We start from the raw sequence: 23,459 nt of genomic DNA on the forward strand, positions 1-23,459 counted from the left end.
ATCAGGCGCCAGCCTGTGCGGCCTCTTGTTTGATACGCTTGATCAGTTCGTTGCCAAATTCAATATAGGCTTTGGCGCCGCGCGAGTTCTTGTCATAGACAATGCCTGGCAAGCCGTGGCTGGGCGCTTCGGCCAAACGCACATTACGCGGCACGATAGACTTGAATACCTTGTCGCCGAAGTGCGTTTCGATTTGCGCGGACACCTGCTGCTGCAGGGTTACACGCGGATCGAACATGACCCGCAGCAAACCGATCAGATGCAGCTCCGGATTGATATTGCGATGTACGCGCTTGACCGTATTGACCAGATCCGACAAACCTTCGAGCGCAAAATATTCGCACTGCATGGGAATGATCACGCCATGAGCCGAGGCCAGGCCATTCAAGGTCAGCAACGACAGCGTTGGCGGACAATCGATCAGGATGAAGTCGTACTCGTCAATAATCAGGCTGATGGCCTGCTTGAGCTGCTGCTCGCGGTCCTCCATCTGAACCAGGTCGATCTCCGCGCCTGAGAGCTCCCGATTGGCCGGCAATACATCATAGGCTCCGGCCTCAGAACGGACTCGCGCCTCGGTAATGGTGGCGGTCCCTATCAAGACCTGGTACAGGTTTTTCTCGACCGTATTCTTGTTGATGCCGCTACCCATCGTGGCATTACCCTGCGGATCGAGGTCAATGAGCAGCACACGCTTGCCGTGTGTGGACAAGGCCGCCGCAAGATTGATGGCCGTGGTGGTTTTACCCACTCCGCCCTTTTGATTGGCAATGCAAAATACCTGAGCGGGTTTGCGTGTAGCGGGGGGATTCATGGGTTTCCTTGGGCTCGAGTCAACCAAACCAGGCAGCGCTGGGCATTCAATTCGGGCACCGTCAACGGTTCGACTCGCGCGATGCGCCAGTCGGTGTTCTGTATAAGCGCCTGCTTTTCATCTTGTGGCTCATGGCCTTTCATTGCCAGCAAACTCGCCCCATCGGCAGCATGCCTGCCCGCCAGTGTCGCAAAGTCGGCCAAGGAAGCAAAGGCGCGCGACACTACGATGTCCGCCTGCATCGGCTCGAGTTTTTCGACGCGTGCATGAGTCGCACGCAGGTTGGGCAAGTGCAGCGCGCCCGACATCTGGCGCACAAAAGCCGTTTTCTTTTCAACCGCATCAATGCAATGCACCTCCCAATGCGGACAGGCTATCGCCAGCACCACACCGGGCAAGCCCGCCCCCGACCCAACATCCACGATCAGAGCATCGGCGCCAGCGCGTGCACCGAGCGCTGCGCGTATCGGACCCAGCACCGACACGCTATCGAACAGGTGCTGCACCAAGATCTGCTCACCATCGCGCAGCGCAGTCAGGTTATAGGTTTTATTCCAACGCTGCATCTGGGCCATGTAATCGAGCAAGGCCTGCAGCTGCGCCGCCTCAAGCACCTGACCCATTGTGCGCGCCGCCTTATCCAGCCGCTCGATCGGGCTCGACCGCGCCGCCATCAGGCTGCTTTCTTGCCGTACTGCAGGCGCTTGATGTGCACCAGCAACAGGGACATGGCCGCCGGGGTAACACCCGATACGCGGCTGGCCTGCCCCACTGTTTGCGGGCGGCTGGCCTTGAGCCGCTGGCGTACCTCTATGGACAGGCTCGTCACCGCGTCGTAATCCATATTGGAAGGGATGGCCTGTTGCTCGTGAGTCGCCTGCTTTTCCACTTCGACCTGCTGACGGGTCACGTAACCGGCATATTTCACCTGGATTTCAACCTGCTCGGCCGCCACCTCATCGAGAACCACCGGGCCAGCGAACGTGTCGCCAGCGACCGTAGGCGTTGCCATCAAGGCGTGGTAGCCGACTTCCGGGCGCTTGAGCAAATCCGCCAGAGAATATTCACGCTCCACCTGCTTGCCCAGAAGCGCCTGGGCGACCTGTGCGTCGAGCGTCTTGGGATTGACCCAGACCGACTTCAATCGTTCCACCTCGGACGCTACCGCGTCGCGCTTGCGATTGAAATGGTCCCAACGTGCATCATCGACCAGACCCATGCTCCGGCCATCATCGGCCAGGCGCATATCCGCATTATCTTCACGCAGGCTCAGACGGTACTCGGCGCGTGAGGTAAACATGCGATAGGGCTCGGTAACTCCTCGAGTCACCAAGTCATCAATCATTACGCCTAGATACGCTTGATTACGTTTTGGCGCCCACGCCTCTTCGCCTTTTACCTTTCGCGCCGCATTCAGGCCTGCCAGCAGCCCCTGCGCCGCGGCCTCCTCATATCCCGTCGTGCCGTTGATTTGCCCGGCGAAAAACAAGCCCTTGATCGACCGGGTTTCCAGGCTGGCATCAAGCGCACGCGGATCGAAATAATCGTACTCGATGGCATAGCCGGGGCGCATAATGATGGCCTTTTCCAGGCCGGGCAAGGTTCTTAGCAGGGCCAATTGCACATCGAACGGCAGGCTGGTCGAGACTCCATTGGGATAAATTTCGTTCGTTGACAGGCCTTCGGGCTCCAGAAAGACCTGGTGGCTGTCTTTATCGGCAAAGCGATGGATCTTGTCTTCAATTGACGGGCAATATCGGGGACCGACCCCTTCTATCAAACCACTGTACAAAGGCGATCTGTCCAAGCCCGCGCGAATAATGTCGTGAGTCTGCGTATTGGTGTGCGTGATCCAGCAAGGCAACTGCCTGGGATGCATCGCTGCTTGCCCCATATAGGAAAAAACAGGCACAGGATCCGCATCGCCAGGTTGTACTTCTGTCCGGCTAAAATCTATCGACCTCGCATCGACACGAGGCGGCGTACCGGTCTTCAGACGCCCTTGCGGTAATTTCAGTTCTTTAAGACGTTCGCCCAGGGTGATGGCCGGAGGATCACCCGCACGGCCAGCGGAATAATGATTCAACCCGACATGAATCAGCCCGTTCAAAAATGTGCCTGCGGTCAGTACCACGGCTTTTGCTTGAAATTTGAGGCCTATCTGGGTTATGGCTCCACAGACCCGGTCGCCATCCAGCATTAGATCTTCGACAGACTGCTGGAATATGGTTAAATTTTTCTGGTTCTGCAGAGAAGTTCGGATTGCGCGACGATACAGCGATCGGTCTGCTTGCGCACGCGTGGCTCGAACGGCGGGACCCTTGGAACGATTAAGAATCCGGAACTGTATACCGGCCTGATCGGCCGCGAGCGCCATGGCACCGCCCAGGGCATCAATCTCTTTAACCAGATGCCCTTTCCCTATACCGCCTATGGAGGGATTGCAGGACATCTGGCCCAGCGTCTCCATATTATGGGTGAGCAGCAATGTTGACGCGCCGGTACGAGCCGCAGCTAAGGCAGCTTCTGTGCCGGCATGACCGCCACCGATAACAATTACGTCGAATACATCTGGGTAAATCATTTTTCACTTAATTTAAATTCGAAACTATAGCCATTATACCTTTCGACCCAGTTGTTGTTTCACGTGAAACACAGCCTAGATTGTAAGAGTTGGCCATGTTCCACGTGAAACATGGTTATAGGTAAAAATGAAAGGGCGTTCGCAAATAATCACCATCGATTATTCTTACGCATCGCAACAAGAAAAAGGCGTCTTCGAGCTTCTATCTTTTTACACTCACAGTGGGGCGCTACTACATGAGAGACTGGTACCTATTTGTAGCGACAGGCCTTACGCCTGTCATCCACGCAAGAATGCTGTCCTAGTCTCTAATTTAGGCCCAAATGATTTCTCCAGAGGATGAGCACAAGGGTACGCTCCTACAAGGCCAATTGAATGCCTTTAGAGACGACCATTGTGGTCGCCCGCCACCCAGATATAGTGGTAGCCCTTTTGACCCTCATCAAAGCAACCATACAAAGACAGCAAAGTGCACGGTGAGTTGGCTCCCCGAGCTAACCCCACGCTGTGGGAGAAGATTTAAGCAGCACAGAAATGCGAATGATCTATCGAGATCATAAACATGAATCCGATAATGGCTAATCGACGCAAATACTAACCTGACGCAACCACGTAGAACTCATAAGAAAAACCTAGCCATCTATTTCCCACTCGGAACGTTTCACGTGGAACACAATAAATTACGCAGGAAAACCTAGGTTGAAAGGATAACCATGTAGATAACTTGTGGATAAGCCGTGTATATTCGGTGGACAATCTGGGGATATCTGGCTGTGAGGGTTATTATTCTTGCCCATAAAAATGGTGCCCGATGGAGCACCATTTACTAAATATAGCCACTAACTGCATTTCTAAATCAGGCGTGCACTTTGTCAGCTTCGCTTGCCGTACAACAGGTACCGTCTGCGCTTCGCTTTCGCATTCACGATTGATTTAGAAACGGAATAACTTGTCTATTGGGGTGGTGGCACCCACAAGGGGTGCCGCTACAAAACCCGCGGTACAAAACCTGCCGCAAAATTTTGATTACAAAGGGCGAATCTCCGCTGCTTGTGGACCTTTAGGACCATCTTTAACCTCGAACTCAACGTCCTGGCCTTCGTTCAAACTGCGATAGCCACGGCCTTCTATAGCGGAGAAATGTGCAAACACATCCGCACCGCCAGCGTCCGGTGTAATAAAGCCGAAACCCTTATCGGCATTGAACCACTTAACTTTCCCCTTCTGAGCCATGATGCGTAATATCCTAAAAATAAGCAGAAAACGATAAATCAAAACAACTGCTGCAAAATAAACCGGACTCAATAAATTATCGCAGCTAATAGTTTAAGCTTAAACAATAACGTTCGGCCCGACGTAAATCGCAAGAACGAGCATACCCACGCCACCATTCATAATCAATTACCTGGCCACCTCAGTGTGGTATTTTTTCGTCAAGCATCACACACGGCCAATTAATGCCTGCGTTTCACACACAAAATAGTTAATTGGTCCAAAATATTTCTTTTCCCGCTAATTAAGCCGCCATGAAACTCGAGTCAAAATTACCAGAGGTGGGCACGACCATATTCACGGTCATGAGCCAACTCGCAAACGAACACAAAGCTATTAATCTGGGGCAGGGTTTCCCGGACTTCAATCCAGACCCTAAATTACTAGCGTTCGTTGCTCAAGCCATGGCAGACGGCCACAACCAGTATCCCCCCATGCCTGGGGTAGCACCCTTGCTCAACGCCGTAGCCGCCAAAGTTCAAGCCTTGTACGACATGGCCTATGCTCCGCAAACCGAAATCACCATTACCAGTGGCGCCACCGAAGCCCTTATGGCCACTATCATGGCCTTTGTCAAGCCCGGCGACGAGGTGATCGTTATTGCGCCGTTCTACGACTTGTACCTTCCTGCCATCAAATTGGCGGGGGGCACGCCGGTAATAGTGCCCATGCGCCCACCAACCATCAACGACCCCTCGTACCGCATGGACTGGCAACGCGTGCGGGACGCCATCGGCCGTAAAACGCGACTATTGATGCTGAATTTTCCGCACAACCCAACTGGTCTGGTTCTGAACGACGATGACCTGGACACCCTGGAAACGATTGTTCATGGCACGGGCATTATGTTGCTATCGGACGAGGCATACGAACATATTATTTTCGATGGAAAAAAACACCAGAGCCTGGCGCGTCGAAAGTCGCTGGCGGCCCATTCCATCGTTATCTCGTCGTTTGGCAAAACCTATCACACCACGGGATGGAAAATAGGCTATTGCTGCGCACCCAAAGCCATTACCGCCGAAATTCGCAAGGTGCACCAGTTTATGGTTTTCACCGTCAGCTCTCCCATGCAACACGCTCTGGCCCACTACATGCAAGACCCGGAACCGTACTTGAGCCTATCCGCCTTTTACCAGAAAAAACGCGACCGGCTGCATGCAGGCCTGCTGACCACTCGTTTCAGGCCTCTGCCCAGCCAAGGCACTTTTTTCCTGCTTGCCGACTACCGCCGCATTTCCGATCTGCCAGAGGCCGAATTCGCCCGCTGGCTAACTGTGGAGCATGGCGTGACTGTGATACCCGTCTCTGCTTTTTACAGAGACCCCAACCATCCCGATTCCAACCACCAGCTCGCCCGTTTTTGCTTCGCCAAGCAAGACGACACGCTGGATGCCGCTGTAGCCAAACTCGCCGCCATTTAGAAGCCTGCAGACGGCTGGAGCTGCCCACTCCAGTTGCTGACCTTGACCCAAACAGTTTCTATCCGGTCTCGGCATAAGTCTGCGATGTCGTCATTCTATTTCATCTATTGGGCCGAATGAAACCCAAAACCGAAGAGCGGAGCAGTGGGGCCCAGGTCGAGGTGGTTCACCTTTTCCTTGTTTTCTTTATATAAAAAGATAACTAATAATGGGTGTCTGTGGATAAGTGGAACATCTCAAAATTTAACTGTATTCTCAACAAGATAGAGCTATTTTTTGGAGAGCATAAAGGCTGTTTCCGAGGTGGAGCGAAAATGAACAACTTTGAATAAGGGAAGAAAATTCGGGTTTATCCCTTTTCTATTCACAGCCTGTGCACATATCCGGCTTCCCGTAGTTATCCACAGGCTGTTTAATTTGAATCAAATTGTAATTTCAGGCGGTGGCGACGATGGCACCTGAATCGAACACCAGACGGTTTTCGGGCCATTGCAACGCTGCCAGCTTAAAGCGCGAACTGTTGTCCGGTCGCTGTAGTTTTCGGTCGCGCCATCGTGCTCCGATCGAGTAGTCAACGCAAAATACGTTGTGACGTTTGCCGTGCCAGGAGGCGGGGGGAATGTCTTTGAACAGCTGGCTGTAGCGTGAGCTGCTGGGCTGCTCCTGGGTCTGAAACAGGCGCCAGTAGTGACCGACCACCACGGGAATGGCGTCGTCGTAATCGTCCCACCAATTGACGCGATCCGAAAAGCGCCAGCGGTTTCCGGCAAAAAAGGGGGTATTCGCCGGGCATTCAACGCCTGAGGTAAGCACCTTGAGCGGGTTAAGCATCTGCTGCATCGCTTCATAGTCGGCAATCGCAGGCAGGAAAGGCGGGGCCGAAAGCTCATCCTCAAGCGCCCATTGCCGCTTTTCAGCCAGGTACTGCTGGTACAGGCCTGAATCCCGGGCGGCACTTTGGGCCAGGCCGTCCCATATTTTGTATTGCGTGGCGGTACTTCCCGGCGGCAGGGTACGAATGGCGTCAATGGCCGGCGTGATCCATGCCGCATGTACGATACGGATGTCGTCTCGAACCAGCGCAACCGGCAGCGCAGCTAAAAAAGCTCTGACGGCTTCGCGCTGATTTGAAGGCACGCGTGCAAAAGGCGCGTAGTTTTTTTGATCCCGTTCGTATCGTTCGTCAAAAAACCAGCCTGAGCCATCCTTGGCGTCATTGATCAGCAGGTTTATTTCGTGATTGCCCAGAATCGCGCAGGCGTTGCCCTGCGCGATTAAGCGGCGCACAAGGTTTATCACGCCGTAACTATCCGGGCCGCGGTCGCACAGATCGCCTACAAACACCAATTTGCGGTGTTCAGGGTGCATACCATGGGAGTCGTACCCCAAGTGAGCCAGAAGCCGCAGCAGGGCATCCAGTTCGCCATGGACATCCCCGACGATATCCAAGGGGTTATCTGGCAGGCTCTGGACTAAAGACATGGCAAGTAGAGGATGGCGGAGACAGAATAATTGAGTGTACTCGCTAGCCAATGCAGTGGTGGCTATAGATGCAGCAGCCCCTCGCGTTCGATGAAGGCGATAACGTTTGCCAGCCCGGTGCCGTCTTTAAGGTTGCACATGACGAACGGCCGCTCCCCGCGCATTCTCCGGGTGTCTTCTTCCATAACCTTCAGGGATGCGTTGACATAGGGAGCCAGATCGATTTTATTGATGATAAGCAAATCGGAACGGGTAATGCCCGGGCCTCCCTTGCGGGGAATTTTCTCGCCGCCCGCCACATCAATAACATAAATGGTCAGGTCGGATAGCTCCGGACTGAAGGTGGCGGCCAGGTTGTCGCCGCCCGATTCGATAAAGACGATATCGGCGTCGGGAAATTTACCCAACATGCGGTCGATGGCTTCAAGGTTGATCGATGCGTCTTCGCGAATGGCCGTGTGGGGGCAGCCTCCGGTTTCGACGCCCATAATGCGTTCGGCCGGCAGGGCGCCTGAAACGGTGAGCAGGCGCTGATCTTCCTTGGTGTAGATATCGTTGGTGATGGCGACCAGGTCGTATTTGGCGGCCATGCTTTTACATAGCATTTCCAGCAGTGTAGTTTTGCCCGAGCCGACCGGACCGCCTACGCCCACGCGCAGAGGCGCAAGCGCCTTGGTCCGAGCCGCGGATGAGGAAGAATGCCTGGACATAAGAATCCTTACGAACGAAATAAGCGAGAGTACTGGGTTTCGTGACGCGACGACATGATCGTCAACTGCGGTGCCATGGAGCAAAGGCTAGGGGGAGCGTCGTTGGCGCGGGCGACCGCCTGGGCGGTTACGGCAGGGATTTTTTGTCGCGACCGATTCAGTATCCTTTGGCCGGCCATTTGTCCCAGAGGCACGGTTTTAATCGCCGCCATGACCTGATTCTCGATCCAGGAAAACACGTATGCAGACAGGGCGCAATCGTGTTCCGCTTCTAGCGCATAAGCGGCAAAAGCGTGGGCCGCCGGCAGGGTGGTATTTTTCAGCTGGCGCAAAGATGAACGTGCCGCGTCGCAACCCCAGTCGAGATCCGAGGCGAGTTTGCTCAAGGACCAGCCCATCTGCTCGGTTTCCCGGCGCAGTTCGTGTGTTTCGCGAGAAGCGCGGAACCAATCGTTCCAGTGGCGGACGCCGGCGAGGTCTCCCGCCGACCACGCCTTGAACAGCAGGCTCCAGACGGGCGCTTCGCATGGCGCCATGACCAGATCGAGCTGGTCTTCGATCCAGCGGCAAGCGCTGGCTTCGTCGTGAACGATATCCAGGTCGACGGCTGTTTCGAAGCCTTGCGAGTAACTGTACCCCCCGATCGGAAGAGCTGGCGAGGACAAGTGCAGCAGCGCAAGCAGCGGATTCGTATCCATGGCTCAGGACTTGTGTGCGGCCCGATCAGGCGTGTGTCCGTGTGTGGACGGATGATCGTGCATGCTTTCATTCGCGTGGGAATGGTCGTGGTGGTGCACCGGCTCGTGACGGTGGCCGGTATCGTGTTCATGGACGGCATATGCGGCCTGAGCCAGTGCGTAATCGTTGTCGAACGTTGTATCGTGCCCGTGCTTGTGGCCGCCGCCATAGGCGCCGGCGTCGGGCTCGAACGGATGCTGGATGGTTTGCACGCTGACCTCGCCCAGGCGCAGCAGCATGTCGATCAGTACGGGATCGTGTTCAAGTTGCAAATAGCCCGGACCCACTTCAAGCAGAACATGGCGGTTGCCTAGATGGTAGGCGGCGCGTGTAAGCTGGATTGGCGTTTTGGCCGTGACCCGCAAAATGGATTCTTCCGCGGCCTGGACGACGATGAATTTTCCATCGTCAGCCACGAGCAGGTCGCCGTTGCGCATGACGGTTCCCCGATCGAGCACAAGCCCAACTTCTTCACCCGTGTCCAGGGTGATTTTTTGCCGGCTGCGGCGCCGCATTGCAAAAGGCAGGACGGCCTTGGGAGCATGGCGGATCAGTGCCTGGGCCACCCGGGTGTCGTGCAGTATTTTTGTGATGATACGCATCGTTAGAATAGGAAATAACGCTGAGCCATGGGTAATACCTTGGCGGGCTCGCAGGTAAGCAGCTGGCCGTCGGCCATGACTTGGTAGGTTTGAGGATCGACCGTAATGTGCGGCAGCCAGTCGTTGTGCACCATGTTTAATTTAGACAGATTGCGGCAGCCACGGACCTCTTTCAAGGTTTTGACCAAGCCAAGTTCGTGGACGGCGGGGTTGTCCATGGCCGCTTGCGATAAAAAAGTCAGCGAGGTTTTCAGGCCCTTGCCAAACGAGGCGAACATGGGGCGGGAATGCACCGGCTGGGGTGTGGCAATCGATGCGCCGGGGTCGCCCACGGTGGCTTGCGCAATCATGCCGCCTTTCAATATCAGGCTGGCCTTGACGCCGAAAAAGGCCGGACGCCAAAAGACAATATCAGCCAGTTTGCCCACCTCGATCGAACCGACCAGATGCGAAACACCGTGGGCGATGGCCGGATTGATGGTGTATTTGGCAATATATCGTTTGATGCGCTGGTTATCGGCGCGCGCGCTGTCGCCTTCTAGCGCGCCGCGCTGAAGTTTCATTTTGTCCGCGGTTTGCCAGGTGCGCAGTACGACTTCTCCCACGCGTCCCATCGCCTGCGAGTCGGAACTCATGATCGAAAAAGCGCCCAGATCGTGCAGGATATCTTCGGCGGCAATGGTCTCGCGCCGAATACGGCTTTCGGCAAAGGCCAGGTCTTCGGCGATGGCCGGATTCAGGTGGTGGCAAACCATCAGCATATCCAGATGCTCATCGATGGTGTTGGCCGTGTAGGGCATGGTGGGGTTCGTAGAGGCTGGCAGGACATTGGGCATGCCGGCCGCGCGGATAATGTCGGGGGCGTGGCCGCCGCCTGCGCCTTCGGTATGAAATGAATGAATCGTGCGTCCCTTGAAGGCCTTGAAAGTGGCTTCGACGAAGCCCGATTCGTTCAAGGTATCGCTATGTATGGCGACCTGGATATCGGTTTGTTCGGCGACCGACAGGCAGCAGTCGATAGCCGCCGGCGTACTGCCCCAGTCTTCGTGCAGCTTCAGGCCTATGGCGCCGGCGCGGACTTGTTCGAGCAAAGGCCCCGGAGTACTGGCGTTGCCCTTGCCCAGCAGGCCGATGTTGATCGGAAAGGCATCCAGCGCCGATAGCATGGAGTGGATATGCCAGGGGCCGGGCGTACAGGTGGTGGCCAGCGTGCCGGTCGCTGGACCCGTGCCCCCGCCGATCAGCGTAGTGGTCCCGCAGGCCAGGGCTTCTTCGATTTGCTGCGGGCAGATGAAATGGATGTGGGAGTCGATGGCGCCGGCTGTCACGATCATGCCTTCGCCGGCGATGGCTTCGGTGCCCGGGCCCACCACGATGGTGACGCCCGGCTGGATGTCGGGGTTGCCGGCTTTGCCTATGCCTGAAATCAGCCCGTTTTTAATGCCGATATCCGCCTTGACGATGCCGCTGACCGCATCGATGATAAGCGCGTTGGTGATGACGGTATCGACGCAATCGGCGCTCATGCGCTGGCTTTGCCCCATGCCGTCGCGCAATGTTTTGCCGCCGCCGAATTTAACTTCCTCGCCAAAAATGGTGTAGTCTTTTTCGACTTCGGCCAGCAACTGGGTATCGGCCAGGCGGATGCGATCGCCCCGGCCGGCGACGGTGGTCGGCCCGAACATCTCGGCGTAGGCACTGCGTGACATCGCAACCATTAGAGCGCTCCCATGACGTCGCCGTTAAAGCCGTAAATCTTGCGTTCGCCGCTCACGGCCACCAGTTCGACGCTGCGCCTTTGCCCGGGCTCGAAACGCACGGCGGTGCCCGCCGCGATGTTCAGGCGAAAGCCTCGCGCGGCCCGGCGATCGAATTGCAGCGCGCTATTGGCCTCGGCAAAATGGTAATGGGAGCCGACCTGGACGGGACGGTCGCCGGTATTGACGACGTCGATGGCGCACGTTTTGCGGCCGACGTTGAGCTCGATTTGACCGGGCTCGGCGAAAATTTCACCTGGGATCATGGGAATATCCTCATAGAAGACTGGCGAGCGATCAGATAATCGGGTTATGCACGGTGACGAGCTTGGTGCCGTCGGGAAAGGTGGCCTCGACCTGCACGTCGGCAATCATTTCAGGCACGCCTTCCATCACGTCCTCGCGCGACAGGATTTGGGTGCCCTGGTGCATCAGTTCGGCCACCGTGCGCCCGTCGCGCGCGCCTTCGAGCAGGGCGGCGGTAATCAGGGCTATCGATTCCGGATAGTTGAGCTTTACGCCCCGGGCCCTGCGTCGTTCGGCCAGCAGGGCGGCGGTAAAAATCAGCAACTTGTCTTTTTCGCGGGGGGTGAGTTCCATCGCCTTAATCCTGTTCTTGAATCGGTTTGGAGCTGCGTTCGAGTCAGCGCAAATAACGCCCTATTATGACTCCATAAAACGGCTTTCAGGTGTTCCAGAGACGCAAATATTCGCCGCGTACGCCCAGGAGAAGAGGGCGCAGCCACATCCAGTTCTCGATCAACAACGCCTTGACCTCGGCGGTGTGCCGGCCCAACACTCGCAGCAGGTACAAATCCTGTTCGTTTTCTTGCGGCAGACAGCTTATGCCTGCACGCAATGAGTCGTTCCAGGGCAGGCTCTGTGCAATCTTTTCGATCGGCTCGGCGCCCAGGCGTGGGCCGAATGCCCACAGTGTCGCCACGACCGGAAAACCGGCCAGGCCGTTATCGGCCCCGCGCAAGAGACCGTCGGCCTGGATTTCACCGGCCTCCAGCCAGATGGGGTGTTCGTCCAGCGTTAGCTGCGTATTGAGCCGAATGGCTCCTTCCGACCAATGCGTGGCCAGGGCAATGCTGCCCAGTTGAGTAATTTCCCAGCCTATGGCGCGCGACCCGGTTTGAAGATGCAGGTGGGTCGATAGCGTGGCTTGCGCCTGCTCGAAGACAATATTTTCCTGCGGCAGCCAGTCCAGCTGGGCGTCGGCGTCCAGCGCAATATGAACCGTCTGGGAAGCTTGCCTGCCGTTGGCCTTGTACCAGCGCGTCGCGCCTGGTGTGGTCAGCAGGGCGTGCGTGTCGGCGTTTGCATGGATATTGATAGTTAGTACATCGCCTCCGGCGATGCCCGAGGGTGGATGCAGTATGGCGACGTGGCAGATTTCCGGCCCTTCGGGGTAGAGCGCTTTTTGAACCAGCAGAGGGCCTTCGTGCTTGCTTTCGGCCAACACGGTCTTTCCGGTGGCCTGTTTTGCGAAAGAAAGCGACAGCCTGGCATGCCATTCGTTTAAGTGTGCGGGCACAGAGATTACCGTTGAGTCGAACGATCGGGAGTTCGTGCTAGTAAAACACAGGCGGGGCGGAATGTTGTCCGCCCCGCCCCGAAGTCCCTTAATCAAATGCGGGTCTGGGTTGCTTTACTTGATATCGGCCCGTTTTGCCACATCGGCCCAAATGGCAACTTCTTGTTTCAATGCCTGGTCGGTTTGTTTCGGCGTGGTGAAAAGTGCTTGGGCGCCCTGAGCCTTCATCTTTTTCTGCACCTCGGGCATTTCCGTAATTTTCTTCATGGCTGCCGAAAGCCGGTCGATGACCTCCTTAGGCGTTCCTTTGGGCGCCAACAGAGCATATCGTGTGCTTATATCGACGTTTTTAACACCCAGCTCTTGCAAGGTTTTTATCTTGGGCAACAACGGACTGCGCTGCCGGGTTGTCACGGCCAGAAAACGTACCTTGCCGTTATTGATTTGCGGCAATAGTGTGGGCAGGGTATCGAACACCACATCGACCTGCCCCCCCATCAAGCCGCTAATGGCAGGGCCGCTACCCTTATAAGGTACATGGAGCAGCTTCGTCCCGGTCTCCAGCTGGAATTTCTCGCCCGTCATGTGTTCGGGAGATCCGATTCCGGCCGAGCCAAAACTAAGAACGCCTGGTTTGCTTTTTGCTAACGCGATAAGGTCTTGAATGCTATGGACGGGCAGCGAAGACCTGACCACTACTGCCAATGGTGTTGTTGTGGCCATCGACACGCCTTCGAAGTCGCCGGGGAATTTGTACCCGGGGTTGAAGGAAGGGAGTACGGAGTGAATCGCGTGGCTGCCTATCGCCGCCATCAACAGGGTATAGCCATCGGGAGTGGAGCGGGCTACATACCCCGCACCGATATCACCGCTAGCCCCGGCCTTGTTCTCGACTACAAATGACTCGCCGAAGATTTTCGTCAGTTGCTCGGCGTAAACCCGTCCGGAAAAATCGCTCGCTCCTCCGGGCGGGTAGGGCACGACCAACTTCACCGAGTGCGTCGGCCATGGTTGTGCATAAGCGCTGCTGGCCGATAAACCGATAAAAATTCCCGCTAATAGATGCGACAAAAATAATTTCATGTTGCCTCCTATATGCAAATATAAATGTCCTAAATGTTAGGATTAATATATTATTATGTGGTATGAGTTAGAATCTCATACAATAAACTACCCGTCAATAATTTTGTTGTTGTCACTGAAATAATTAATTTATGAAATACACATCCTATTTTGTAGGACGATAGTGGATAAGACTTTATTGAAAGGCCTCATGGTTTTAGAGACCATCAGCAAATTCGATGGCCAACCCCGCAATCTCGAACAGATAGCTGAACTCGTCCAGCTTACCCGCAGCAATACACATAGAACTCTACAGACGCTTACGCATGCGGGTTACATCGAGCGCGATTCCGATTCGGGCGGCTATCGATGCACGCTGAAAATGTTTGAATTGGGCGCGGCGCAGTTGGCGCACATGGATGTCAGAAAGTTTGCGCCCCCTTTTATGCATATGCTCGCCGATAGCACGGGGGAAACGGTACATCTTTCGGTGTTGGACGGATTCGACGTCGTTTACATCGACAAACTCGACAGCCCGAAGCCCATACGCGCGTACTCCGTCATCGGAGGACGGGCTCCCGCCTACGCGGTTGCGACGGGAAAGGCTCTCCTGGCTTTCCAGACGCCTGACTATATTGACCGACATGCCGACAAGCTGCAGCAACATACGCCTGCCACTCAAATTTCAATTAAAACGTTGAAATTGGAACTCTCCAAGGTATCGCGTGTTGGTTACGCCATTAACCGTGGTGAATGGCGGGAGGGAGTCGGGGGCGTTGCCGCTCCAATTTTTAATGGCATGGACAAGCCCATTGCCGCTTTGGGCATTTCCGGGCCTCTTCAACGGTTGAGTGTTTCAAAAATGGCCGAGTTGGCCCCTTTGGTGCTGCGAGCGGCACAGGAGCTATCGCGAAACATGGGATATCGCGGTGGTTATTTCGGAATATCTGCCTAAACAACACGCAAGGATCGACATGAAACAAGAATCAACATTGAGAGGCGTCCGTGTCATTGAAATATGCAATGTTGCAGCGGGTCCTTTTTGTGGCATGTTGCTTGCGGATATGGGGGCAGACGTCATAAAAATAGAGCACCCGGAAGGAGGAGACACCTTGCGAAGCTGGGCGCCTCTTACCGAAGGATTCAGCGAAAATTTTGCGTCGCTCAACCGCAGCAAAAGATCGATTACTCTGAATTTAAAGAATAAAGGTGATGTTGAAACGGCGAGGCAGCTCATAAAAGAAGCAGACGTGGTGTTGGAGAACAACAGGCCGGGCGTGATGGATCGGCTCGGGCTGGGTTACGGGGCGATGCGCGAGATTAATCCAGGGCTGGTGTATTGCTCCATTTCCGCTTACGGGCAAACGGGACCGCGTAGTCAGGAAGGCGGCTTTGATTTGACCCTTCAGGCAATGAGCGGCCTGATGAGCGTCACGGGCGAACCGGGAGGGGCTCCGGTGAAATGCGGCGTGCCTGTGTGCGACTTTACCGCGGGTTTGTACGCGGCCTTTTCGATTGTATCGGCGTTGCGAGGCGTGGAGCGCGAGGGTCAGGGCACGCATATCGATATTTCGATGCTAGGCGCTACGCTAGGCATTGCTGCGCTTCAAACGTCACAGTATTTCGGCACGGGAATAAACCCCGAAAAACTGGGCTCCGCACATCCGAGAAATGCGCCTTATCAGGTATTTAAATGTCGGGACGGATACTTTGGCATGGCGGCGGGTAATGATTCGCTGTGGAAGAGTGTATGCGTGGTTGTCTCGCGTGAAGACCTGCTTGGCGATGAGCGCTTTCTGACCACCACTGATCGTGCAACCCATCAGAATGATCTGCGCGAAATCCTCGAACTCATATTTGCCCGAGCCGACGCGCAAACCTGGCTGGAACGTTTTCGGGATGCCGGCGTGCCTTGTGCGCCCATCAATAATTACTCGGACGTATTGTCGGATCCTCAGGTTGCTCATATGCAATGGGTACAAGACCTGGAGATGCCTAATGGCGTCAGTACCAAAACGTTTGTCTCCCCGATCCGCTTCGACTCGAGGACAGCGGACATCGGTAAAAGCCCTCCAGCGCTTGGCGAACACTCAGCGGAAATTCTCGCTGAGTTAGGGGCGAAGGTCGCGGGGTAACAAGGTTTTAGATCCAAATTCAGGAGAAGCAAATGCCGTCCGGATTCAATCAGCCAGACAAGTGCGTATCAATAGCCGAACTCGTTGATCGCGTGCCTAGCGGCTCTTCTCTGGCGCTCGGAGGAAGTTTTTTACATCGAGGACCATTCGCTTTTGTACGAGAGCTTATCCGACAAAAGAAAACGAATCTCGAAATAATCAAGCAGTCGCCAGGGTATGACATTGACCTGCTTTGCCGCGCCGGGGTCGCCAAAAGAGCACGTACCGGGATTGTTGCGATGGAAGGCAATTTTGGGTTAGCGCCGGCGTACCGAAAGGCGGTCGAAAGCGGCCAGCTCGAGCTTGAAGAGCATGCGTGTGCCACCCTTACTGCGGGGCTGCGAGCAGCCGCTTTTGGAATTCCATTTCAGCCTTGCGGTGGGCTATCGGGCAGCGACCTGCCTGCGCTCAACAACTGGAAATGCCTGGAAGACCCTTACGGCAACGGTGACCCAGTCTGGGTAATTCCCGCCATCACGCCAGACTACGCGGTAATTCATGCAAACGAGGTCGACAGGCTCGGCAACGTGCGTGTCCTTGGTACATGGCATTGGGACCGTATTATGAGTCGTGCCGCCAAAAGCGTACTGGTCGTTGCTGAGCGACTGGTTGAGACAGAAATTTTTGCCAAACAACCGGAATTGACTTTGATTCCCTATTTTATGGTGGAAGCATTTTCAATCGTCAAGAGTGGCGCTTGGCCAGGTTCTTGCTGGCCAGATTATGAAATCGACTACCCCGCGGTAGAAGGCTATCTGGAGGCCGGTGAAGCATCGCTGCAAAAACATTTGAATGCCGCCCCAGAGATAAAAGGAATTAAGTGATGAACACAAGCTGGTCACCGTTTTCTTATATCGTTATCAATTTGGCGCGCTTTATTCGCCCAAACGAAATTACATTCAGCGGAGTGAATTCCACAATGCCGATGCTGGCCTGCTTGTTGGCCAAGCGCGCCTATGCCTGGAACTTCATTTACATTAATGTCGCAGGCGGTGTTGACCCCGTTCCTTCTCACATTCCTGTTTCGAGTTCCGATCCGGTCCTGGCTGAAAATTCCGCGTCTATTTTTGCCAACGAAGATTTTTATGATCTTTGCACCCGTGGGAAAATGGACCTTACGTTTCTGGGCGCGGCTCAAATTGACGGCGAAGGAAATGCGAACAATTCCTGCATAGGTGAATGGCATCATCCCAAAGTTCGCTTGCCTGGTGGCGGAGGCGGCGCGGTAATGTTGCCCACGGCCAGGCGCGCCTGCACCTGGAGAACCGAGCACTCAAAACGCACGTTCGTTGACAAGCTGGATTTCCGCACCTCATGGGGAGGCTTTCACGGAGTGGTCACGCCTATCGCTGTTTTTGTAAAAAAAGATAATCGTCTGGCGTTGCAGTCATGGCATCCTGAGTCCAGCCTCCAGGAAGTCATAGAGCGGACGTCTTTTAAGTTTAGCTATGACGATGCGCGGCCAACGGCGCCACCCGTTAAAAAGGAGATAGAAGCCCTTGCGACTCTGGATCCGAATAAAGAATTCGAACGGGACGCTGCGATAACGCTCCGCTAAAAAATACGCAGCGCCGCCAGTGCCCGCAAGGCTGCGCATGCCGCGCCATAGCCGTTATCGATATTGACGACCAGCAGTCCGGGCGCGCAACTTGCGAGCATTGCATTTAGTGCCGTCCGCCCACCTTCGGCAACTCCATAGCCGACCGAGGTCGGTACGGCTATAACAAGACTAGAGACCAGCCCGCACAAGACGCTAGGCAACGCACCGTCCATACCGGCAACGACAATGATGACTGGGTATTTGCGTATTTCGTCAATACGCTCCAACAAACGCCACAGTCCCGCTACGCCTACGTCGGCAAAGGAATTGCTGGTGTGGCCGGAGTACTCGAGGGTGCGGGCGGCTTCGCGGCTAACTGGAATATCCGAGGTTCCGGCCGTGACGATAGCGATCGAGCTTTGAGTCGATGGCTTGTGCTCGCCGAAAAATCCGGTACGTGACACGGGGTCGTAGTCGATGTGGCTCTGGTGCCGCGTGGTTAGATTTGCATAGACGTCGGCACCGAGTCGCGTGAGCAAGAACCCCGATCCGCGATCTTGCGCGAGGTCCAGAATGGCATTCAGTTGAGCAACGCTTTTGCTTTCGCAAAAAATCGCTTCGTCAAAGCCAATCCGCTTACCTCGATCAAAGTCAAGGTTGATTTCAGACCGGCTCATGCTTGATTCCGATAAAAGCACTTCCTGTGCGATAAGTGGCGAAACCTATTTCCGAGGCGATGCCAATGGGCGTGAACATCGCGCCGATTTTCTGTCTTAGCCTGTCTTTATGTGCGGGGGTGAGACCCGACAAGCTAACCGTGTCGAGTTCAATGACGACGCCTTGCTTGCGCACACGGCAGCGTACCGAGTGAGGGCTGATTTCGCGCGCAATCCATTTTTCGGCCGCGTCAACCAAGCTCAACGTATCAGCGCGAATGCCGATGCCGGTTTCCACACGGCTTGCCAGACAGGGTGACGAGGGAAGTTCGGCGATACCCGCCAGGCCAAGCTGGCGGGCAAGCTGGCGTAAGTCATCTTTGGTGATGCCGGCTTCGACGTAGGGATGCCGAACCGAGTGTACTTTCGCGGCCTCAAGGCCAGGCCGATATTCACCGAGATCATCGATATTGGTTCCCGAGATAATCTGTTTGTCGGTATGGCCGGTAATTGACGAATACAGATTTGTCTTGCAATAAAAGCAACGGTTGACAGGGTTGGCCATATAGCGATCGTCGTTGAATTCGCCCGCATTGACAATGGTGAGCCGCCAGTGTTCTTGTGTGGCAAGCGCTTGCACCCGCTGAGTGGCGTCGGGTGGAACGGCCGGCGATACAGCATGGAATACCTCGCAGTCAGGACCGAGTAAACGATGGGCGATCACCCCGAGAGTAAGACTATCGACTCCGCCGCTAACGGCGACGGCGACGCGACCAATACTCGACAATATTTGTTCAAGTGTTGCCGTTTTGATATCGGTGGCGTTATTCATTTGATTGCTCCTTGTCGAGCGCAATACTTTCCGCAGCTACACGTAGCGCCTCACGCTCGGCATGGCTGTTTGCGTGACTTGCCAAATCGTCCATTTCAGCTTTGGCGGTAGCGATCCCCGCAGGCCTGAGCGCCGTTTTTACACGTTGCGTGTAATGCCCTGCCGTTACGGCGGATTCTTTACGCGGCAGGATTTGCCGTTCCAGCGACTGCACGCGCAGTCCAATGGTCGTGGTTTGGGTAAAACATGCTTCGATCACTTTGTCTCGGTCGGCTGGCTGAACCAGTATTTGAATATGCGAGACCATCCGACCCTTTTTCCCGAAGGCGGGTATCTGCAAGACATCCATCACGCCTTCGACTTCGCGTAAATGTGCCAGGCCCACCGCCAGATCTTCGGCGGACTGGTCGTCGACCTCGAAATTCAACGCGATCACGTGATCGATGCGGGACTCCTCGTGCGTCTGTTCGGTTTTTTCGAACACCAGGACACGCAACACATTGCTGATGCCAGGGAGGCTGCGCGTGCCGAAGCCCGTGCCCGAAGCAATAAGACGTTTGGGGTGCACGCCTATGCCGGCGCTGCAATTGAGGTGGCGCAAAATGGCGGCGCCGGTTGGCGTGACTCGCTCGCCTTCCAGTTCGTCGCCGCGTACCAGCATTCCCTCCATCAGCAACGTGGTAGCCGGAGCAGGCACGGGCAGCAGTCCATGCGCGCTTTTAACCCGGCCCGATCCGAGCGGCAATGGCGCCGTCGACCAGCTTGTACCCTGACTGTCATCGTGCTTGTCGAGTGTTTCGATTAAATAGGCGGCACCCACAATATCAGCGATCGAGTCCCAGGATCCGACTTCGTGGAAGGTAATTTGGTCGGCCGTCCCGCCATGGACTTTCGCTTCGGCTTGCGCCAATAAGGTAAAAATCGCGATGGCGCGTCGTTTGACGGGCTCGGCGAGTGTGGAGCCTGTCAGGTTGCTTCGCACCGTCGCAAAAGAAATATGCCCGTGTTCGTGCGCGACAGCTTGCTCATGCGTAGGATGATGCCCGCTATGCGTGTGGCTATCCGGCTCGCCAACAACGAAGCGTCGGCCGGTCAGTGCATGATCTTTATGTTCGATCAGTTTGCAGGCGATATTCTGTGGCAGCCCCGCTGATCGGATCGCAGCCTGCATGCCATCCGCCAATTGTGGAAAGGCATCAAGTACGGCGGCGATGAACATATCGCCCGCCACGCCACCGACCGGATCAAGGTGCAAATGTAGAGGCATGTCGTTTCTCAAATTATGACTGCACGTCGAATTTAAGCCTGGGTCTGCTCCAGAAGGTTGGGGCGACGACCGTCACCGGGTCGGGTCCTACGGTCCGTGTGGCGATTTTCCATGCGTCTGCGAAATTCGCCGTTGGCGTAATGCCCAGTTCCCTGAACGCTCCTGGATTAGTTGTTCCCGCCATGATGACACGTGAAGCACGGCTGAGCGTGTATTCGTTCTCGTAGAGCAGCCAAAATGCATGAATGGCCGGATAAGCGTAATTATGTGTGTATCTGTGAAGATATTCTGGCCGATGGCTGAACTCGTCCTCGTAGTCCACTAGCGAGTGGGAGGAATAGCATTGCCGATAAAGCCGGATGGCTTCGGAATAAGAGGGGAAAGTGCGTTCGTCGATGACGCCACTGCTCGGACTTACGGCAATGACCACGCCACCTTCGCGCAATATCGGCTTGCCTGGGCTGAAGCGCGGTGGAACCAGTGCGCCGACCGCGGCAATCAAAGTATTGTTTGCGCTGCCGTATGAGTACGCTTGCGGCAGCCCGATCACGAGTACGTCGGCTTGTGGAACGGGCCGTCGAAACAGCCTCTCGGCTAACTCCCAGGCTGGAGGCTTGACTTCTTGAGCAGTCCCTGCGAATACGCCGGCCATTTTGCCGCCAAGGCCGTTTACCGAATTGATATAGAAAATCTGCTTACCGGTTGCCTGGTCCAGATAGGTCGTCATCTCTTCTTTCACACTGCCATAACGCTTGGTGCTGGCGGCATTCTTCGACCCAGGGTCCGGAATGCTGTGAAAACTGTGGTGCGACGCAATGCTTCGCGTCGACGCGAGCCCGACGACGGCTCCGGTGCCTGTGTAGCCTTTCCAGGCGGCGGAGGCGACATTGCCCTGGTAGATCATAAGATCAGCTTCGAAGAAGTGGCGGTTCATTTCTACATAACGCCCGCCGTCGGTAATGCCAAAATATTTAAGCTGCGCCGGATCCGCACAGTCGTGATTGAGAATTTGCCCGAGCGGCCAGAAACGATTGAATATTTTCAGGCCAAGGTGGTTGGCGAGTTCCGAGCGTGTGCTTTTCTTGTGATTGCTGCAAGCGTTAACGAAAATGATGTCGCGCTCGCGTATACCGGCCAGGAGCAGGACGTCAACGATTTCGGGCAGGATGGTCTGTGGCGGAGTATTTGGACGTGTCGGATCATCAAAACCGATCGCAACCCGCATTCCAGGCTTGGCAAGTTCAGAAAGAGGTGCGCATCCATAGGGCCTGGCAAGCGCCGCACGCACCGCAGCGACGGGATCTTCAAGCAAGGGCGGATTTTCAAATTCGGCGATGACGGCGCTTTCAGGTACTTCGACTTCCAATTTCCTGTCGCCAAAGTCGACGGCTACGGATTTCATATTCATTGCATTCTCTGGTGAGGCCTACTTGGCGGGTTGTTCTTGAAAATATCGGTGCAGCTCGTGCCGCTTTATCTTGCCGACACCATTACGCGGCAACTCGTCGACGAAAGCTATTCGCTGAGGTACTTTAAACGAGGCCAGGTAGCCTTTGCAGAATTCGATGATATCCGCTTCGCGCGGTGGTTTGTTGAGCGCGTCCTGGGGCGTGACGCATGCGGCAACAATCTCTCCCCATAGCGGATCGGACAAGCCGAATGCGGCCGCCTCGCGGACCGAGGGGTGTCTGGCAATCACACGCTCGACTTCCAGGGGGGAAATGTTTTCGCCACCGCGAATAATCATTTCTTTTTTGCGGCCGACGATAAAAATGAAACCGTCTTCATCCATTTTCGCCAGATCTCCCGAATGCAGCCAGCCATCTTGCACCGCGTGCTTGGTGGCCTGTGGATCGCGGAAATATTCCTTCATTACGGTCGGTGCACGTATCGCGATTTCGCCGACCTCATCAGCGGGCAAGGCCGTGCCTTGGCTATCGACGATTTTGACGATGCTCGGAGGCAAGGCCTTGCCGATAGAGCCGCGCTTGCGCGGGCCCGCCAGAGGGTTCATTACGTTGATCGCGGTGGTTTCGGTCAGCCCATAGGTCTCTAATAACAAGCCGCGGCCGAAGCGGGCTTCGAAGCGCTCGGCCAGATCGAAGGACGTTGGCGCCGACGCTACTTTGATAAACTTCAGCCCCTCGCCCTCATCGGCCATGCACGGCGGAGTCTCGAGCAGAATCGCGAGTATTGTCGGCGATGCGCTGAAACTATTGACGTGATATTTTTTGCAGAGTTTCCAATGTTCGGAAGCACTGAAGCGGCGGCAGATCACCGTCGACCCACCGGCGTGTAAATAGGACAGCGTGCTGAACATCAGCGCGTTGGTGTGCGATAGAGGCATGACGCACAAGGTTCTGTCAGCAGGCGTCAGGGAAAAGCCGGCTTTTACCGCCGCAATGGCGGTGGCGACGTTGCGATGAGTAAGTAACACGCCCTTGGGTTTGCCTGTTGTGCCAGACGTGTAGAGCAGCAGAGCGCCGTCGTCGGGGGCTGGGGCGGGGACGTTGGGCGGGTTGACGGATTGTTGCCTTAGTAGCTTGAATGGCAGTGCTTGCAGCTTTGCTTGTAGGACGTCGTCGTCAATGGCATCGATGCTTAAAACGGTTGGCGGATTTTTTAGTAGAGCTAGCGCGTCGGCGACTACCGCGGCATATTCCCGAGATGTAAGCAGCAGCTCGCTGCCGGCATGGTCAAGGATGTACGCGATTTCCTCGGCCGTCAGCCGCGTACCCATTGGATTTGCGACCTTGTCGGCCTTGAACGCCCCGAAATAGGCGGCTATCAATAAAATATCGTTGCTTAGCATGAAGCTCACGCGGCTTTGTGGGGGCAGCCCGAGACTCAGGTACAGATTACCGAATTGGTTGGATAAATCATCCAGCGCAGCATATGAATAAGCCTTGTCGTCAAAAATAATGGCAGTATTGTGCGAGCGGTGCGCCGCCACCATATCGCGCAGATCAGTCAAGACAGATTTACTATGCATAATTGGATCTCCA

At 55.4% G+C, this 23,459-nt stretch carries 23 protein-coding genes; 5 read left to right on the plus strand and 18 right to left on the minus strand.

Translation table 11 applies throughout. From position 1 onward, the window contains the following. Window position 1: 1 nt before the first annotated feature. The 4 genes from EDC26_RS17575 to EDC26_RS17590 form a co-directional block, all read right to left on the minus strand. Window positions 2–814 (minus strand): ParA family protein, encoded by an 813-nt coding sequence (locus EDC26_RS17575; protein WP_132585057.1) that lies wholly within the window; start codon window positions 812–814, stop codon window positions 2–4. After that, entirely contained in the window at window positions 811–1,488 is a 678-nt protein-coding gene (rsmG, locus tag EDC26_RS17580) for a 16S rRNA (guanine(527)-N(7))-methyltransferase RsmG (protein WP_132585059.1), read from the minus strand. Before rsmG ends, EDC26_RS17575 begins: the two co-directional genes overlap by 4 nt. Beyond that, window positions 1,488–3,398 carry a tRNA uridine-5-carboxymethylaminomethyl(34) synthesis enzyme MnmG gene (gene mnmG / locus EDC26_RS17585; RefSeq protein WP_132585061.1) on the minus strand — a complete coding sequence of 637 codons (1,911 nt, stop codon included), beginning with the start codon at window positions 3,396–3,398 and terminating at the stop codon, window positions 1,488–1,490. The genes rsmG and mnmG overlap by 1 nt, the downstream gene beginning before the upstream one ends. Before the next feature lie 1,026 nt (window positions 3,399–4,424). Beyond that, window positions 4,425–4,631 carry a cold-shock protein gene (locus EDC26_RS17590; RefSeq protein ID WP_132585243.1) on the minus strand — a complete coding sequence of 69 codons (207 nt, stop codon included), beginning with the start codon at window positions 4,629–4,631 and terminating at the stop codon, window positions 4,425–4,427. A gap of 293 nt (window positions 4,632–4,924) precedes the next feature. On the opposite strand from EDC26_RS17590, the gene EDC26_RS17595 reads away from it, so the two are divergent. Further along, complete coding sequence (locus EDC26_RS17595) at window positions 4,925–6,094, plus strand: methionine aminotransferase (RefSeq protein WP_132585063.1); 1,170 nt, start codon at window positions 4,925–4,927, stop codon at window positions 6,092–6,094. A gap of 435 nt (window positions 6,095–6,529) precedes the next feature. Here the strand turns inward: EDC26_RS17595 and EDC26_RS17600 are convergent, their stop codons facing one another. The 9 genes from EDC26_RS17600 to EDC26_RS17640 all read right to left on the minus strand — a co-directional run bounded on the left by EDC26_RS17600 (window position 6,530) and on the right by EDC26_RS17640 (window position 14,006). Next, a complete protein-coding gene (locus EDC26_RS17600) occupies window positions 6,530–7,576 on the minus strand; it encodes a metallophosphoesterase (RefSeq protein ID WP_132585065.1) in 1,047 nt (348 codons plus the stop codon). A gap of 62 nt (window positions 7,577–7,638) precedes the next feature. Continuing rightward, complete coding sequence (gene ureG / locus EDC26_RS17605; protein ID WP_132585067.1) at window positions 7,639–8,286, minus strand: urease accessory protein UreG; 648 nt, start codon at window positions 8,284–8,286, stop codon at window positions 7,639–7,641. 8 nt (window positions 8,287–8,294) lie between these two features. Then, window positions 8,295–8,984 carry an urease accessory protein UreF gene (locus tag EDC26_RS17610; protein ID WP_132585069.1) on the minus strand — a complete coding sequence of 230 codons (690 nt, stop codon included), beginning with the start codon at window positions 8,982–8,984 and terminating at the stop codon, window positions 8,295–8,297. A 3-nt stretch (window positions 8,985–8,987) separates the two neighbouring features. Beyond that, entirely contained in the window at window positions 8,988–9,626 is a 639-nt protein-coding gene (ureE, locus tag EDC26_RS17615; protein WP_132585071.1) for an urease accessory protein UreE, read from the minus strand. A gap of 2 nt (window positions 9,627–9,628) precedes the next feature. Then, window positions 9,629–11,344 carry an urease subunit alpha gene (gene ureC, locus EDC26_RS17620; protein WP_132585073.1) on the minus strand — a complete coding sequence of 572 codons (1,716 nt, stop codon included), beginning with the start codon at window positions 11,342–11,344 and terminating at the stop codon, window positions 9,629–9,631. Next, the gene (locus EDC26_RS17625; protein WP_132585075.1) at window positions 11,344–11,649 is read right to left on the minus strand and encodes an urease subunit beta; all 306 of its coding nucleotides are present in this window, start codon (window positions 11,647–11,649) and stop codon (window positions 11,344–11,346) included. The genes ureC and EDC26_RS17625 overlap by 1 nt, the downstream gene beginning before the upstream one ends. A 31-nt stretch (window positions 11,650–11,680) precedes the next feature. After that, window positions 11,681–11,983, minus strand: a complete 303-nt coding sequence (locus EDC26_RS17630) for an urease subunit gamma (RefSeq protein ID WP_132585077.1) — start codon at window positions 11,981–11,983, stop codon at window positions 11,681–11,683. An 85-nt stretch (window positions 11,984–12,068) separates the two neighbouring features. After that, window positions 12,069–12,923 (minus strand): urease accessory protein UreD, encoded by an 855-nt coding sequence (locus tag EDC26_RS17635; protein WP_132585079.1) that lies wholly within the window; start codon window positions 12,921–12,923, stop codon window positions 12,069–12,071. A gap of 114 nt (window positions 12,924–13,037) precedes the next feature. Beyond that, entirely contained in the window at window positions 13,038–14,006 is a 969-nt protein-coding gene (locus tag EDC26_RS17640; protein WP_132585081.1) for a Bug family tripartite tricarboxylate transporter substrate binding protein, read from the minus strand. A 163-nt stretch (window positions 14,007–14,169) separates the two neighbouring features. On the opposite strand from EDC26_RS17640, the gene EDC26_RS17645 reads away from it, so the two are divergent. Genes EDC26_RS17645 through EDC26_RS17660 form a run of 4 tightly spaced genes read left to right on the plus strand, consistent with a single transcriptional unit; the run spans window position 14,170 to window position 17,717 of the window. Next, window positions 14,170–14,940 (plus strand): IclR family transcriptional regulator, encoded by a 771-nt coding sequence (locus EDC26_RS17645; RefSeq protein WP_165931064.1) that lies wholly within the window; start codon window positions 14,170–14,172, stop codon window positions 14,938–14,940. A 19-nt stretch (window positions 14,941–14,959) separates the two neighbouring features. Beyond that, window positions 14,960–16,120, plus strand: coding sequence for a CaiB/BaiF CoA transferase family protein (locus tag EDC26_RS17650; protein ID WP_132585085.1), 1,161 nt, complete (start codon window positions 14,960–14,962; stop codon window positions 16,118–16,120). A 32-nt stretch (window positions 16,121–16,152) separates the two neighbouring features. Beyond that, on the plus strand, window positions 16,153–16,983 hold the full coding sequence (locus EDC26_RS17655; protein WP_132585087.1) for a CoA transferase subunit A: 831 nt from the start codon (window positions 16,153–16,155) through the stop codon (window positions 16,981–16,983). After that, a complete protein-coding gene (locus EDC26_RS17660) occupies window positions 16,983–17,717 on the plus strand; it encodes a CoA-transferase subunit beta (RefSeq protein WP_132585089.1) in 735 nt (244 codons plus the stop codon). Before EDC26_RS17655 ends, EDC26_RS17660 begins: the two co-directional genes overlap by 1 nt. On the opposite strand, the gene larB is transcribed toward EDC26_RS17660, so the two are convergent. Genes larB through EDC26_RS17685 form a run of 5 tightly spaced genes read right to left on the minus strand, consistent with a single transcriptional unit; the run spans window position 17,714 to window position 23,446 of the window. Then, a complete protein-coding gene (larB, locus tag EDC26_RS17665; protein ID WP_132585106.1) occupies window positions 17,714–18,376 on the minus strand; it encodes a nickel pincer cofactor biosynthesis protein LarB in 663 nt (220 codons plus the stop codon). The two genes, EDC26_RS17660 and larB, sit on opposite strands and share 4 nt — an antisense overlap. Then, the gene (gene larE, locus EDC26_RS17670; RefSeq protein ID WP_132585109.1) at window positions 18,363–19,187 is read right to left on the minus strand and encodes an ATP-dependent sacrificial sulfur transferase LarE; all 825 of its coding nucleotides are present in this window, start codon (window positions 19,185–19,187) and stop codon (window positions 18,363–18,365) included. Before larE ends, larB begins: the two co-directional genes overlap by 14 nt. Next, window positions 19,180–20,454, minus strand: a complete 1,275-nt coding sequence (gene larC / locus EDC26_RS17675; protein ID WP_132585112.1) for a nickel pincer cofactor biosynthesis protein LarC — start codon at window positions 20,452–20,454, stop codon at window positions 19,180–19,182. The genes larE and larC overlap by 8 nt, the downstream gene beginning before the upstream one ends. Window positions 20,455–20,467: 13 nt before the next feature. Beyond that, window positions 20,468–21,862 carry a lactate racemase domain-containing protein gene (locus EDC26_RS17680; RefSeq protein WP_132585115.1) on the minus strand — a complete coding sequence of 465 codons (1,395 nt, stop codon included), beginning with the start codon at window positions 21,860–21,862 and terminating at the stop codon, window positions 20,468–20,470. Between the two features lie 18 nt (window positions 21,863–21,880). Further along, the gene (locus EDC26_RS17685) at window positions 21,881–23,446 is read right to left on the minus strand and encodes a class I adenylate-forming enzyme family protein (RefSeq protein ID WP_132585118.1); all 1,566 of its coding nucleotides are present in this window, start codon (window positions 23,444–23,446) and stop codon (window positions 21,881–21,883) included. Window positions 23,447–23,459: the final 13 nt, after the last annotated feature.

Source organism: Paralcaligenes ureilyticus (assembly GCF_004346225.1).
Classification (GTDB): domain Bacteria; phylum Pseudomonadota; class Gammaproteobacteria; order Burkholderiales; family Burkholderiaceae_B; genus Paralcaligenes; species Paralcaligenes ureilyticus.

Excerpts from the sequence above, each read along its gene's own strand:
- EDC26_RS17575 (WP_132585057.1), bottom strand. The coding sequence starts at position 814 with ATGAATCCCCCCGCTACACGCAAACCCGCTCAGGTATTTTGCATTGCC.
- rsmG (WP_132585059.1), bottom strand. The coding sequence starts at position 1,488 with ATGGCGGCGCGGTCGAGCCCGATCGAGCGGCTGGATAAGGCGGCGCGC.
- mnmG (WP_132585061.1), bottom strand. The coding sequence starts at position 3,398 with ATGATTTACCCAGATGTATTCGACGTAATTGTTATCGGTGGCGGTCAT.
- EDC26_RS17590 (WP_132585243.1), bottom strand. The coding sequence starts at position 4,631 with ATGGCTCAGAAGGGGAAAGTTAAGTGGTTCAATGCCGATAAGGGTTTC.
- EDC26_RS17595 (WP_132585063.1), top strand. The coding sequence starts at position 4,925 with ATGAAACTCGAGTCAAAATTACCAGAGGTGGGCACGACCATATTCACG.
- EDC26_RS17600 (WP_132585065.1), bottom strand. The coding sequence starts at position 7,576 with ATGTCTTTAGTCCAGAGCCTGCCAGATAACCCCTTGGATATCGTCGGG.
- ureG (WP_132585067.1), bottom strand. The coding sequence starts at position 8,286 with ATGTCCAGGCATTCTTCCTCATCCGCGGCTCGGACCAAGGCGCTTGCG.
- EDC26_RS17610 (WP_132585069.1), bottom strand. The coding sequence starts at position 8,984 with ATGGATACGAATCCGCTGCTTGCGCTGCTGCACTTGTCCTCGCCAGCT.
- ureE (WP_132585071.1), bottom strand. The coding sequence starts at position 9,626 with ATGCGTATCATCACAAAAATACTGCACGACACCCGGGTGGCCCAGGCA.
- ureC (WP_132585073.1), bottom strand. The coding sequence starts at position 11,344 with ATGGTTGCGATGTCACGCAGTGCCTACGCCGAGATGTTCGGGCCGACC.
- EDC26_RS17625 (WP_132585075.1), bottom strand. The coding sequence starts at position 11,649 with ATGATCCCAGGTGAAATTTTCGCCGAGCCCGGTCAAATCGAGCTCAAC.
- EDC26_RS17630 (WP_132585077.1), bottom strand. The coding sequence starts at position 11,983 with ATGGAACTCACCCCCCGCGAAAAAGACAAGTTGCTGATTTTTACCGCC.
- EDC26_RS17640 (WP_132585081.1), bottom strand. The coding sequence starts at position 14,006 with ATGAAATTATTTTTGTCGCATCTATTAGCGGGAATTTTTATCGGTTTA.
- EDC26_RS17650 (WP_132585085.1), top strand. The coding sequence starts at position 14,960 with ATGAAACAAGAATCAACATTGAGAGGCGTCCGTGTCATTGAAATATGC.
- EDC26_RS17655 (WP_132585087.1), top strand. The coding sequence starts at position 16,153 with ATGCCGTCCGGATTCAATCAGCCAGACAAGTGCGTATCAATAGCCGAA.
- EDC26_RS17660 (WP_132585089.1), top strand. The coding sequence starts at position 16,983 with ATGAACACAAGCTGGTCACCGTTTTCTTATATCGTTATCAATTTGGCG.
- larB (WP_132585106.1), bottom strand. The coding sequence starts at position 18,376 with ATGAGCCGGTCTGAAATCAACCTTGACTTTGATCGAGGTAAGCGGATT.
- larE (WP_132585109.1), bottom strand. The coding sequence starts at position 19,187 with ATGAATAACGCCACCGATATCAAAACGGCAACACTTGAACAAATATTG.
- larC (WP_132585112.1), bottom strand. The coding sequence starts at position 20,454 with ATGCCTCTACATTTGCACCTTGATCCGGTCGGTGGCGTGGCGGGCGAT.
- EDC26_RS17680 (WP_132585115.1), bottom strand. The coding sequence starts at position 21,862 with ATGAATATGAAATCCGTAGCCGTCGACTTTGGCGACAGGAAATTGGAA.
- EDC26_RS17685 (WP_132585118.1), bottom strand. The coding sequence starts at position 23,446 with ATGCATAGTAAATCTGTCTTGACTGATCTGCGCGATATGGTGGCGGCG.